Consider the following 13200-nt stretch of genomic DNA (forward strand, 5'->3'; position numbering starts at 1 on the left):
CCGTCGTCTTCAGCGCTCAAAGTGGAAACTAAAAGCGAGCCTAAAGTTAATGAAAGGATGTGTTTTTTCATGTTTTTCCTTTTTAAATTGGATTGGATTTAGTAGATTTCATACATCCAATAGAATGTATTTGGAGCATTATAACATAAAAGCGTTTTTTTTTTTTTTTTCATTTTCTTAAAAATGTTGTCATTTTTTTGATTTTGACGCTTTTTGTTTCATTTGGTGCGATTTGGTGGTATGCTTTGGTGGTGCGATCTGAAAGAATGGTTGCGGAGAATGGATTTGAACCACTGACCTTTGGGTTATGAGCCCAACGAGCTACCGGACTGCTCTACTCCGCGATTACGCTAAAAGGAAAAAAATGGCTGGGGTGCAAGGATTCGAACCTCGGAATGCCAGGACCAAAACCTGGTGCCTTACCGCTTGGCGACACCCCAACAACAAAGTAAAAGAAGCATTATACAAAAGCTTTTTAAAAAAGTCAAGCTAAAATGCTATAATTTCATCATGGAAAATGGATTTGACCCCCTAATTTACAAACGCTATTTGAAAAAGAAAGAAACCTTTTTGCTTTTTAAAAAAATCGCTCAAGTGTCTGCGTTTAAAAATTTAAAGCTCCAACTCAAGAAAAGAGAAGCACTTAAGCGCTATGTTTCTCAAGCTTTAGGGGATTTAAAAAAAGGGTTTAGATACGCTAAAATAGAAAATCACATCCTAAAAATCTATTTCACGCACCCTAGCTATTTGAAAGCCTTTAAAATAGAACAAGATCATTACACTAACAACCTAAAAACCCATTTCAAAGAAACGCAAAAAACCCTAAAAGCTTTGAATTACCCTTTTGATTTTAAAACTATCCAAGCGAGCGTGAGAAAAAGGCCTTACCAAAAACCGGTTGAAAAAAAAGAAAAGCCCCCTAAAAAACCGGTTAGCGTGGATGTCAATTGCGAAGGCTTGAGCGATTTCACCAAAAAGCAATTTTTGAAACTCAAACGCGCTTATAACGATAATACGCCGCGCACGCCCCCTTGAGAGCTGACCATGCAACTGCCGATCGGGTTTTGCGGGGTGCAAGTTTTGGCGAATAACGAGCAGTCTAGGGGCTTAGAGCAATTTTCAAAGCTCAAACGCGCTTGTAACGATAATACGCCGCGCACGCCCCCTCAGAGCTGACCATGCAACTGCCGATCGGGTTTTGCGGGGTGCAAGTTGTAGCGAATAGCGAGCAGTCTAGGGGCTTAGCGATGCCTTTTAAAATCTCCCCGCACTTGCATGCCTTGTTTTCTTTAGAGGTTTTGTGGGTTAAATGTTCTTTAAAGACTTTTTCAGCGTCATAAGAAGCGAACGCTTCTTTGAGTTTGAGAGCGGAACGTTTGATATTCCCTAAGCCTCTCCATTCAAAATTTTCTCTCACTTCCATGCACGCATTGACTAACTCTTGCGCTTTTGTATTCCCCCCATAGCTTACCGCTCTTTTGTATTGGATTTCTAGCTTGGCTTCTTTGTTTAAGGCTTGTTTAAGAAGCATCAGCACGCTTTCTAATATATCCACCGGCTCAAAACCGCTCACGATAATGGGGAGTTTAAAGCGATCCACTAAAGGAGCATAGATTTGAGCGCCGTTCATCACGCTCACATGGCTAGGGGCTAAAAGAGCGTTGATCTGGCATGCTGGATCTTTTAAAATTGTGCTCACGCTGGGAGGCACTAAAATGTGGTTGATGTGGAAAAAAAGATTTTTTAATTTTTCTTTTTTGGCGTTGTTTAAAACGCTCGCTGTCATGGGCGTGGTGGTTTCAAAACCGATCGCAATGTAGATGACTTTTTTAGTAGGGTTTTCTTTAGCGATCTCTAAAGCTTGCATGGGCGAATACAAAAAGCGCGCATCTAGCCCCTTTTCTCTGGCTTGTATCAAACTCCCATAGCTCCCTGGGACTTTCATCATATCCCCTAAACTCAAAACGATGCTGTCTTTGATTGTAGCGAGTTCATAAGCTTCATCAAGGCGCGCTCTTGGCATCACGCATACCGGGCATCCTGGCCCATGCACAAACTCTAAATTGTTGGGCATCAAATCTAAAAGCCCGTATTTCATGAGAGAATGCGTATGCCCTCCGCACACTTCCATGATGACTAATTTTTTTGTGAGTTTGGAAGCGAGTTTTTTGATTGCATTAGAGAGCGCTAAAATGGTTTGCTTATCTCTAAAGGGCGAAATGAGGTGATCAACGCTCATTGTTTTTATGCATGCATTTATTCATGCGTTTCGTTCATTTTGGCGATCATTTCTTGATAAAGCTCAATGGATTCTAGGGCTTCTTTTTCATCAATCTTACTCATCACATAGCCGATGTGCAACAACACATAATCGCCCACTTTAACGGACTCGCCCATTAAATCCAAACTCGCTTCTCTTTGAACGCCCAAAGTCTCCAAAATAGCCACATTATCGTTAATGGCTATGACTTTAGAGGGGATCGCTAAACACATTAAAACGAATGCGTGGATTGGTAATTTTCACGCTTTTTTTCTAAAAGGAAGTTTTTAAAATCTTCCAAACTTTTAGGGTCTTTGGAGCTCATTAAAAAAATAGGCGCTTCAGGCTTTAATTTTTGCATGTCTTCTTTGACTTGAGAAACCCTGAAATTAAACACTTCAATCATGTCCGCCTTACTGATAATGACCGCATCCGCGCACATGAACATCGTAGGGTATTTTAGCACCTTATCATCGCCCTCTGGGACGGAGAGTAAAACGATATTCATCGCCGCTCCTAGATTATAGCTTGAAGGACAAACCAGATTCCCCACGTTTTCAATGATTAAAAAATCGCTTTTTTCTAACGCTCCCTCATCTTTTAATAAATCAAACGCCCCTTCAATCATGCTCGCTTCCAAATGGCACGCTTCGCCGGTGGTGATTTGGTGCGCGCTCACGCCTTTTTTACGCAATCTGTCCGCATCTCTATTGGTTTGCAAATCGCCCTCTACCACGCAAAACTTAAAGTCTTTAAAATCCGCTAGATTTTCTAGCATCGTGGTTTTACCGCTGCCAGGAGAACTCATGAAATTCAACACATACAGCCCTTCTTGTAGGTAGCGCTCTTTCATTTCAGCGGCTTTAATGTCGTTCTTGCTTAAAATCTTTTCCACGATTTTGACATCTTTTTTACTCAAATTAGGGTTATTTTGTAAAGATTCTTTTCGTTGTTCGCTCATGCTTGTTCCTTTCTTTTAAAATTTTCGTATTGTAGCGTGCTTAATTAAACGACTATGATTTAACGACTTCTTTTATCCTCTTGGCTCATCTTTTTAGATCAAAAACATGCTTTACCCTAACCCCTTATCGTCGCTGTCGTTTTTATCTTTTAACACTAATTTAATGATCCTCCATATGATGATTAATAAAATGATCGTTAAAAGCAAATACCAAACATTGATAAAAACGGCTTTCATCATTTGATTTTCCTTATTTTTTACTCAAAGATAGCCTTATAACGCTATTTTCTAAAGCGTCCAAACGATGCAAAACTTGGGCTTCTAGGCTGATTAACGCTCCCTTAGGCATTTCTATTTTTTCATCTCCCACTTCAAAAACGATTTTGCCCTCTAAAACCTGCACGCTAATCGCTCCCGGGGCCTTGTGTTTGTCCATGACAGCTCCCTTAGGCATGCAAATACGGATTTCTTTAGTCAAAGAATTTTCACTCAACGCTTCAATATGAAGTTTCTCAAAACAAACACCCTCTAAAAAATGAACCACTTCCATCAAAAACTCCTAGTGTGATATTTTCTTAATTTAGAACTTAATTTAAGAAAGCTAATTTTTTACCCAAAAATTTCTTATAGATTTCTTAAACAATTCTTTATTCTGTTTTTTTCTAAAACCTTTTTGGTTTGTAAAGCGATTTCTAATTCTTCGTCAGTAGGGATTCGTAAAACTTGGACTTTAGTATCAGGCTGGCTTAAATCCACCAACCCACTGCCCGGATTGTCGTTCGTGGGCTTACATAAAGCGATCCCTAAATTTTCTAAGCCCTCGCACACGCTCTCTCTTAAAGCCGAGTAGTTTTCCCCTAATCCCCCTGTAAAGATGATCGCATCTACTTTTTTTAAGACTACCATGTAAGCTCCGATATACTTTTTAATGCGATAAGCGCACATTTCAAAAGCGAGTTTGGCTTGTTTATCGCCTTTTTCCTTTCTGGCTTCTATGTTTCTCATTATCCCCACAAATGCCTTTCAAACCGCTTTCATGATTTAACATTTTCATCACTTCTTCTAAGCTCTTATTTGCGCATTGCACGATGTATTCCACCACAGTGGGGTCAATATCCCCACACCTTGTGCCCATAATCAAGCCCTCTAAAGGGGTTAGCCCCATAGAAGTGTCCACGCTTTTACCCTTTTGAATGGCGGCTGCGCTTGAGCCGTTCCCTAAATGCAAACTGATCGCGTTAAATTCCTCATAAGCGATATTCAAAAATTTCGCCGCTTCTTTGGCCACATAATGGTGTGAAGTCCCATGGAAACCATAGCGCCGGATTTGATACTTTTCATACAATTCATAAGGTAACGCATGCATGTAAGCGTAACTGGGCATAGTGGCATGGAATGCGGTGTCAAAAACAGCGATTTGAAGGATATGGGGGTGCGCTTTTAAAACAAACTCAATACCGGCTAAATTCGCCGGGTTGTGCAAAGGGGCTAAAATAGAAAGATTGCCAATTTCTTGCATGACTTTTTCATCCACTAACACCGGGGCATGGAATTTATCCCCCCCCTTGAACCACACGATGCCCTATAGCGTCAATTTGATTGAAATCTTTGATGATCCCCATTTTCGTTAAATTCTCACGAATCATTAAAAGCCCGCTCGCATGATCTTTAATCACAAGCTTTTCTTTTAATTCTTGATCGTTATGGTGCAAATGCGATTTGATTTTCAACTGCCCTATTTCTTCGCCGATTTTTTCGGCTAAACCGCTCGCTAAGGGCTTGTTTTCTTTCATGTCAAACAATTTAAACTTGATAGACGAACTGCCCAGATTCAAAACTAAAATTTCCATCATTTCTCCTATCAATAATCTTGCGCTTGAATGGCGCTAATCAAAACGGTGTTAATAATATCTTCCACTAAAGCGCCCCCTACTCAAATCGTTAATGGGCTTGTTCAAACCTTGTAAGATAGGCCCTATCGCCACGGCTTTAGCGCTCCGTTGCACCGCTTTATAAGCGATGTTCCCGGCGTTCAAATCCGGGAAAATAAAAACGCTAGCTTGCCCGGCCACTTGGCTGTTAGGCATTTTTTTCTTCGCTACGCCTTTATCTATGGAAGCGTCAAATTGTAAAGGGCCATCAATTTCTAATTGGGGATCTAATTTTTGCGCGATTTCTCTAGCTTTGTTGATTTTGTCTATCATTTCGCCTTGAGCGGAATCGCCTGTCGCATAAGAGAGTAAAGCCACTTTAGGCGCAATATTGAATTGCTTAGCGGTTTGCGCAGAAGTGGTAGCGATCTCGGCTAATTCTTTAGGGCTAGGGTTAGGGATAATCGCGCAATCCCCAAAGACTAACACTTGAGTGTCTAAACACATTAAAAACACGCTTGAAACCAGGCTCACGCCGGGCTTGGTTTTAATGATTTGTAAAGCGGGTCTAATGGTCTCAGCTGTGATTGACCCCAGAAACCATCGCATGCGCGTATCCTAAATGCACGAGCATGGTCGCAAAATAAGTCTTATCCAACGCTAATCGCTCAGCTTCTTGCTCACTCAATCCCTTTGATTTTCGCAATTCATACAAGCTTTTAGCGAATTCTTCTCTATAATGCGAGGTGTTGGGATTAATGATTTCTACATTTTCTAAATTCAAGTTCAAATTTTTCGAATTAATGGCTTCTTTATCGCCTAATAAAATCAATCCTACCGCACCCATAGCGTTCAAACGATGCACGGCTTTTAAAATCCTTTCATCTTCGCTCTCGGGTAAAACGACTTTTTTAATCTGATTTTTAGCCTTTTTTTCCAAACTCCTTTGAAAGGCTAAAGGGGTAATAATCTCGCTTTTTGTTTGCAACAAATTTTCAATCGCGTTCGCTTCTAATTCGCATTGTTGCTTGCAAAGAGACGCGCTCAAAAAATGTGGTTTCTCAAGCATTTCGCCCGCAAATAGCCCTACAGCGAAAGGGGCTTCTTTTTTGAGAATATGAGAATGCATGGCTTTCAAATATTCCAAACTCGTTTGCGCGACAGCCACCACAGGAGCGTTTAAATGCTTGGCTAAAATGGTGTTTAAATCTAAAAGAGCGTTTAAGAAAAACTTCGGCGCATACCCTAAATTAATGACAAAATCATGCGTGGATTGTAATTCATCATAGCGTTTGAGAATCGTTTCAAATAGTAACTCTTCTTGAGCAGCACTTACAAGCTCTAAAGCCTTTTATTTGTCTATGGCACTATGAACCTCTAAAGAGCTTAGGCCCTCACACTCCCAAAAGCCCTCGCACCCCCCATCAATGGGCGAAAACAAGGCGATTTTTTGATAGCGCAGTTTTAGCGCTTTTAAAAGGCTCCTACAAGCAACCCCCTAAAACTTCCGTATCCTCTGGATAAATCCACAAACTTTGCATGCCAATCTCCCTAAAATCATCGTTTTTATTTAATTGTAGCAAATTTTAATTAAACCTAAACGAAACCATGATTTTGTAAAAAGGCTTTTAGCATTTTTACAACACTAATATAAAAGAGCTTGACGCCAGCTATAAAACAAAATTTTAAAAACCAATTTTTTAAAGATTAAAAACAATATTTTATAATTCCAATCAAAACAGAGTTAAGGAACTCTTTTTGCTTGGCTTCCATCATGTAAAATAAAAGAGTTGTTTTAAAGGATAACCATGCCATCTCCTGTTAATCCCATTCACACCAACGCAAACGCTTTAAATAGCGGGGCGAAAAACGAAGTTAAAGACACCAAAAACGCCCCTAAAAGCACATCAAAGGATTTCAGTAAGATCTTAAACCAAAAGGTCTCTAAAGACAAAACCGCCTCTAAAAATTCAAACCCTAGCGCTTTAAAAGCCACGCCCAAAGACGCTAAAGAGGACGCTAAAGCACTTGAAAAAACCCCTACCCTACCCCACCAACACGCTCAAAATCCCATTAAAGACCAACAAGCCCCTACCCTAAAAGATTGGCTCAACCACCAAAAAACAACAGCCCCACATAAGGCTCAACATGAAACCCATGAGGCTAATGAAACTAACCCCAAAACCCCTAACGAAACTTTAAACAAGAATGAAAAAAAGTCTAATGGAGTTACTTCTAGCGCTCATCAAACAAACTTGCCTAATAAAAACCCTATAACCTCCACTAACCACGCTAACAACGCTATCAAAACCCCCACCACCCCAACCCATAACGCTAAAGATCCAAAAACCCTTAAAGACATCCAAACGCTCAGCCAAAAACATGACTTAAACGCTAGCAACATTCAAGCGGCCACGACCCCAGAAAATAAAAACTCCTTAAATGCGAGCGATCATCTTGCTTTAAAAACAACGCAAGCGCCTATTAATAATACCCTTGCAAAGAACGACGCTAAAAACACCGCCAACCTTTCTAGCGTTTTGCAATCCTTAGAAAAAAAAGAACCGCAAAATAAAGAACACGCAAACCCCCAAAATAATGAAAAAAAAACGCCCCCTTTAAAGGAAGCTTTAGAAATGAACGCCATTAAAAGGGATAAAACGCTTTCTAAAAAAAAGCCAGAAAAAACCCCTATTCACGCTAAAACCCAGACTACAACCCCAAGCGCAACGCCAGAAAATGCCCCTAAAATCCCTCTTAAAACGCCCCCTTTAATGCCTTTAATAGGAGCTAACCCCCCTAACGATAATATTCCAACGCCCCTAGAAAAAGAAGAAACAACTAAAGAAGCAAGCGATAATAAAGAAAAAGCTAAAGAAACCAATAACAGCGCTCAAAACGCGCAAAACACCCAAGCTAGCGATAAGACAAGCGAGAATAAAAGCGTTACCCATAAAGAGACGATCAAGCATTTCACCCAACAATTAAAGCAAGAAATCCAAGAATACAAACCCCCCATGAGTAGGATCTCTATGGATTTATTCCCTAAGGAATTGGGCAAGGTTGAAGTGATTATTCAAAAAGTGGGTAAAAACCTTAAAGTGAGCGTGATTTCTCATAACAACAGCCTACAAACCTTTTTGGACAACCAACAAGATCTTAAAAACAGCCTGAACGCTTTAGGCTTTGAAGGGGTGGATTTGAGCTTTTCGCAAGATTCTTCTAAAGAGCAACCCAAAGAGCCATTCAAAGAGCCATTTAAAGAGCAGGAATTAACCCCCTTAAAAGAAAACGCCCTAAAAAGCTACCAAGAGAACACAGACCATGAAAACCAAGAAACGAGCATGCAAATCACTCTTTATGCGTGATTTTAAGCAAGTTTGCTCTATAATAAGACATCTTTAATAAGGAAGAGATCATGGCTATTGATTTAGCAGAAGTTACAGGAGCTAAAGCCGCACAAGAAAGGAAAAAAGAGCAGCCCACGATCGCTAACGGGTTGGATAAAAACGCTTTCATGAAACTCTTTTTAGAGCAATTGAAAAATCAAGACCCCACCGCTCCTATGGAAACGGATAAAATCATCACCCAAACCGCGCAGCTCACACAAGTGGAAATGCAAGAAGAAAACAAAAAAACCATGCAAGAAGTCGCCAGTGCCATGAAATCCAATAAAGAAACTAACGAATCTTTAAAAGACTTTCAAGGCGCTTTAAAAGACACCATGGAAAACTTGAATAAAGGCATGGACGATAGCCTGAAAGCGAATAACGCTTTAAGGGAAGTAAGTGCACTTAATTCTGTGAGCATGATAGGCAAAATCGCTGAAACCGATGTGAGCGGAGCGAATTTTGACGGCAATAACAAGCTTTCTTTTTCGCTCTTTTTTGATGAAAAAATTGACGCTTCTAAAGGAGTGCCAGCGATTCAAATCTTAAATGAAAACAATGAATTAGTCAAAACGATTCCTTTAAAAGATTATAACGGGCAAAAGGGGTATATCAATTTTGAATGGGACGGCACAAACGAAAAGGGCGAAAAAGTCCCTAAAGGCAATTACAAAATCAAGGCTGAATACAATTTAGACTCTCAAAGCAAGCAGTATTTGCAAACGCGCATTGGTAGGGGCGAAGTGGAAAGCGTGATTTTTGATAAAGGCAAGCCCATGTTAAGAATGGGCGAAATGATTTTACCCATAGACAGCGCGATAGAGTTTTATAAACCGGATCAAAAACCGCTTGAACAAAAACTCTCTGATCAAAAACCACAGAAACCCCTTGATCAAAAAATCTCGGATCAAAAACCACTTGATCAAAAAGCCCTTGAACAGAAAATCTCTGAACAAAAACCGCTTGATCAGAAACCCCTTGATCAAAAACTCTCGGATCAAAAACCCCTTGAGCAAAAACCACTTGATCAAAAGCCTCAAAAGCTCTCTGATCAAAAACCACAGAAACCCCTTGAACAAACCCCCCCTAAAGAGACAGCATGAACGACACCTTATTAAACGCTTATAGCGGAATCAAGACCCACCAGTTTGGTATTGACAGCCTTTCAAACAACATCGCCAATGTCAATACTTTAGGCTATCGCTCCAATGATCCGGAGTTTAAGACCTTGTTTTCTTCGCATTTAGACGCTTTAAACGCCAAATCCGTTGTGGCTAACGACCGAAATTACGGCGTTACAGGCTCAGGCAATGTCCTTTCTAATAAAGATGGGGAATACATGCCAAGTGAGGGGGAATTTCATATGGCGTATCAAGGCAAGGGCTGGTTTGTGATAGGGCCCAATAAGAATGGGGAAATGACCATTAATAAAGATGGCTTTAGCAAAAAACAGGATAATTTTCTCACGCGCGCCGGGAATTTCGCACGAGACGCTGATGGCTATTTAGTAACCCCTGAGGGCTATTATGTTTATGGCATTGATTTGAAAAAGATCAAAGACGGCACGCTCAATTCCACCGCTAGAGATGAAGACATTGAAAAATTGCATGGCAACACCCTTTCACCCTTACAAATCCCCCAAGATTTGACTTACCAGCCCGTGCTTAGCACGAAAGTGAATATCAGCGTGAATCTAAACCCTAAAGACCATTTAAAGGGCGTGCAAGATTTTTTCTTAAACGATAAGGGCGAGATCATCAAAGAGCGTTTTTTAAACCAGGACATTAACGCTTTAGCGAATGACGATAACGAGCCCATAGATGCGATCACTAATCGTAAATTAAACATCAGTATCCAAAAAGAAGATGGCAAAAAAGAGGATTTTGTTTTCACTTATGGGGACGCTGAAAAAGGCGAAAACCAATTCAAAACTTTAGGCGATTTGCAAAAACTCCTTAAAGAAAAAACCGGGCTAGACTTAAACCTCATCAAAAGCGAAAAAGACGCCAAAAGCCCCCCCCTTTTATTAGAGATCGCTAATCCTAGCGAAACGCCTATCACATTCAGCTTGAGTGGGGGCATTGCGGATAAATTGGGCTTGAATGCGAACGGAATGGAACTAAAAAAGGGCATCAGCAGGGATTCAGTAGCGATTAAAATCCCTTATTACAGCACAGAAGTGGATATTTATGACAAAGCTGGGGATAAATACTTGCTCCAAAGCGAATATTACATGACTAATTCCAACGATCCCACATCAAGCCCCACGAGCAAAAGGAAAAACCAAACTTGGGAAGTGAAAAGCTACATCGCAGATCCCAAAAACAAAACCCCTATCAATGATCCTACTTGGGAAATTGTCGGCTTTGATTCAGCCACGCATAAAATGAAATCCGCCCCCATGACTTTGGATTTTAAGGGCAATAAACTCACCTATTCACTAGATAAGAGCGAAAACCATGATTCTAGCGATTTGTCTTATCAAGACTCCAAACTCTTAGAAGCGAGTCAAGACGGCAAGCCTAGGGGCATTTTTAGAGACATGCGCATTGAAGAAAATGGCGTGATTTCTCTAGCCTTTAGTAACGGGGTGGTAGAGCCGGTCGCTCGCATCGGTATTTTAGCTTTCACTAACGATCAAGGCTTGAGAAAAATCGGCGGTAACCTCTATGAAATGCAAGAAGGCACCATTAATGGCGAAAACAGACCCCTAAGCGGTAACCCCATTTTAGGGTGGGACGAAGAGGGCAAGCTCAAGTTTGGGAAAATCAGGCATAAATATTTAGAAACGAGCAATGTGAATGCCGGTAACGCCCTAACCAATCTCATTTTAATGCAAAGAGGCTATTCTATGAACGCTAGAGCCTTTGGCGCGGGCGATGACATGATTAAAGAAGCCATTAGCTTGAAAAAATAAGGGGCTAAAATAAGGAGTGTGGTAAAATATCCTTTTTAATAAGGATATTTATGGTACCCACACAGCTTAATGAGATTGCAGAATTTTTAAAAACAAACCCTTATCATTTGTCTCAACCCTTACAAGATGGGCGATTAAATTCATCTGTCAATGAAGAAGAAATTTTAAACACCATCAAGGATCATTTCCCTATCCAACTACCAAAAGCCAGAGAGTGGTGGGATTTTAGTTTTGAAGAAAACGATATTTTTTATCCTGTTAATATTAAAACCACCACCACAAAAACCGCTGACAATCTTAATTGCAAATTAGGGATTTATTACGCGTTGTGTGGCCTATTGCCGACTTTCAATAACGAAATTGCATGGGAAAAATACTTTCAAAAACTGCATAAAGACTTAGGCAAAAACACCGATAGAGACTATTATTTTTTGATTATCAACAAAAACGATCCTAAAGATGTTTTTATCAATTCCTTAAAAGGTATTCAAACTCTTCAGCCCAATAACTTGCCCTTCCAATGCAAGTGGGATAACAACAGAGAAATCGTTCAAAGAAGCTTTATTGAAAGTAAAAACTTCATCTTAAGCGCTTTATCCAAAAGCGTTAAGTTACGATCTAGTATTTATTTAACATTTAAAGATTTTTTTGGAGAATTTTTTGAATAATTTAGAGATTAAAACTTTAGGGCAGGTTTTCACCCCTAACAATATAGTGGATTTCATGCTCACTCTCAAACACAATCAAGGGAGTGTTTTAGAGCCGAGTGCTGGCGATGGGAGTTTTTTAAAGCGTTTAAAAAAGGCTGTAGGGATTGAAATCGATCCTAAAATCTGCCCTAAAAATGCCCTTTGCATGGACTTTTTTGACTACCCTTTAGAAAACCAATTTGACACGATTATTGGTAACCCGCCCTATGTCAAGCACAAGGATATTGCGCCAAGCACGAAAGAAAAACTCCATTACAGCCTTTTTGATGAAAGGAGTAATTTATACTTGTTTTTCATAGAAAAAGCGATCAAGCATTTAAAACCTAAAGGCGAATTGATTTTCATCACCCCAAGGGATTTTTTAAAATCCACTTCTAGCGTGAAATTAAACGAATGGATTTACAAAGAAGGCACGATAACGCATTTTGTTGAGCTGGGCGATCAAAAGGTTTTCCCAAACGCCATGCCTAATTGCGTGATTTTTCGTTTTTGTAAGGGCAATTTCAGTAGAATCACCAACGATGGTTTGCAATTTTTGTGCAAAAAAGGCATTTTGTATTTCCTCAACCAATCTTACACGCAAAAATTAAGCGAGGTTTTTAAGGTTAAAGTGGGGGCAGTGAGCGGGTGCGATAAGATTTTTAAAAATGAAAAATACGGGAATTTAGAATTCGTCACCTCAATCACGAAAAGAACCAATGTTTTAGAAAAAATGGTTTTTGTCAATGAGCCTAATGATTATTTACTCCAGCATAAAGACAGCTTGATGCAAAGAAAGATTAAAAAGTTCAATGAAAATAATTGGTTTGAATGGGGGAGGATGCATCACATATCCCCTAAAAAACGCATTTATGTCAACGCCAAAACGCGCCAAAAAAACCCCTTTTTCATCCACCAATGCCCTAATTATGACGGCTCTATTTTAGCGCTATTCCCTTATAACCAAAACTTAGATTTACAAAACCTCTGCGACAAACTCAACGCTATCAACTGGCAAGAATTAGGCTTTGTGTGCGATGGGCGTTTTTTGTTTTCGCAACGCTCTTTAGAAAACGCTCTTTTGCCTAAAGACTTTTTAGATTAGGATAAAAC

At 39.9% G+C, this 13200-nt stretch carries 11 protein-coding genes, 2 tRNA genes and 2 pseudogenes; 6 read left to right on the forward strand and 9 right to left on the reverse strand.

The features are described from left to right. Positions 1 to 267: 267 nt before the first annotated feature. Positions 268 to 344: transfer RNA gene (locus I6852_RS06790), tRNA-Met, on the reverse strand. Positions 345 to 365: 21 nt separating this feature from the next. After that, a tRNA-Gln gene (locus I6852_RS06795) sits at positions 366 to 440 on the reverse strand. A 70-nt stretch (positions 441 to 510) separates the two neighbouring features. Between I6852_RS06795 and I6852_RS08050 the strand changes: the two genes are divergently transcribed. Beyond that, the gene (locus tag I6852_RS08050; protein WP_231626157.1) at positions 511 to 1035 is read left to right on the forward strand and encodes a hypothetical protein; all 525 of its coding nucleotides are present in this window, start codon (positions 511 to 513) and stop codon (positions 1033 to 1035) included. 91 nt (positions 1036 to 1126) lie between these two features. On the opposite strand, the gene hypD is transcribed toward I6852_RS08050, so the two are convergent. The 7 genes and pseudogenes from hypD to pta form a co-directional block, all read right to left on the reverse strand. Then, positions 1127 to 2239 (reverse strand): hydrogenase formation protein HypD, encoded by a 1113-nt coding sequence (gene hypD, locus I6852_RS06805; RefSeq protein WP_197291867.1) that lies wholly within the window; start codon positions 2237 to 2239, stop codon positions 1127 to 1129. Between the two features lie 17 nt (positions 2240 to 2256). Further along, complete coding sequence (locus I6852_RS06810; protein WP_000335444.1) at positions 2257 to 2493, reverse strand: HypC/HybG/HupF family hydrogenase formation chaperone; 237 nt, start codon at positions 2491 to 2493, stop codon at positions 2257 to 2259. Continuing rightward, complete coding sequence (hypB, locus tag I6852_RS06815) at positions 2493 to 3221, reverse strand: hydrogenase nickel incorporation protein HypB (RefSeq protein WP_000003616.1); 729 nt, start codon at positions 3219 to 3221, stop codon at positions 2493 to 2495. The genes I6852_RS06810 and hypB overlap by 1 nt, the downstream gene beginning before the upstream one ends. 111 nt (positions 3222 to 3332) lie before the next feature. After that, complete coding sequence (locus tag I6852_RS08135; protein WP_000973846.1) at positions 3333 to 3461, reverse strand: hypothetical protein; 129 nt, start codon at positions 3459 to 3461, stop codon at positions 3333 to 3335. Positions 3462 to 3471: 10 nt separating this feature from the next. Beyond that, positions 3472 to 3771 (reverse strand): cupin domain-containing protein, encoded by a 300-nt coding sequence (locus I6852_RS06820; RefSeq protein ID WP_000454248.1) that lies wholly within the window; start codon positions 3769 to 3771, stop codon positions 3472 to 3474. Positions 3772 to 3845: 74 nt separating this feature from the next. Further along, a pseudogene (locus I6852_RS06825) lies at positions 3846 to 5086 on the reverse strand (acetate kinase). Next, positions 5083 to 6633 (reverse strand): annotated as a pseudogene (gene pta, locus I6852_RS08060) (phosphate acetyltransferase). Before pta ends, I6852_RS06825 begins: the two co-directional pseudogenes overlap by 4 nt. 267 nt (positions 6634 to 6900) lie before the next feature. On the opposite strand from pta, the gene fliK reads away from it, so the two are divergent. From fliK to I6852_RS06860, 5 genes are read left to right on the forward strand one after another with little or no spacing between them, the layout of a single operon-like run. Beyond that, on the forward strand, positions 6901 to 8460 hold the full coding sequence (gene fliK / locus I6852_RS06840) for a flagellar hook-length control protein FliK (protein ID WP_197291866.1): 1560 nt from the start codon (positions 6901 to 6903) through the stop codon (positions 8458 to 8460). 50 nt (positions 8461 to 8510) lie between these two features. Continuing rightward, on the forward strand, positions 8511 to 9584 hold the full coding sequence (gene flgD, locus I6852_RS06845) for a flagellar hook assembly protein FlgD (protein ID WP_197291865.1): 1074 nt from the start codon (positions 8511 to 8513) through the stop codon (positions 9582 to 9584). Then, complete coding sequence (locus tag I6852_RS06850) at positions 9581 to 11398, forward strand: flagellar hook protein FlgE (protein WP_120872941.1); 1818 nt, start codon at positions 9581 to 9583, stop codon at positions 11396 to 11398. The genes flgD and I6852_RS06850 overlap by 4 nt, the downstream gene beginning before the upstream one ends. Positions 11399 to 11448: 50 nt before the next feature. After that, positions 11449 to 12066, forward strand: coding sequence for a restriction endonuclease (locus I6852_RS06855; RefSeq protein WP_197291864.1), 618 nt, complete (start codon positions 11449 to 11451; stop codon positions 12064 to 12066). Next, a complete protein-coding gene (locus I6852_RS06860) occupies positions 12047 to 13192 on the forward strand; it encodes an Eco57I restriction-modification methylase domain-containing protein (RefSeq protein ID WP_197291863.1) in 1146 nt (381 codons plus the stop codon). Before I6852_RS06855 ends, I6852_RS06860 begins: the two co-directional genes overlap by 20 nt. Positions 13193 to 13200: the final 8 nt, after the last annotated feature.

The sequence above is a fragment of the Helicobacter pylori genome (genome assembly GCF_015904775.1).
GTDB lineage: Bacteria > Campylobacterota > Campylobacteria > Campylobacterales > Helicobacteraceae > Helicobacter > Helicobacter pylori_DM.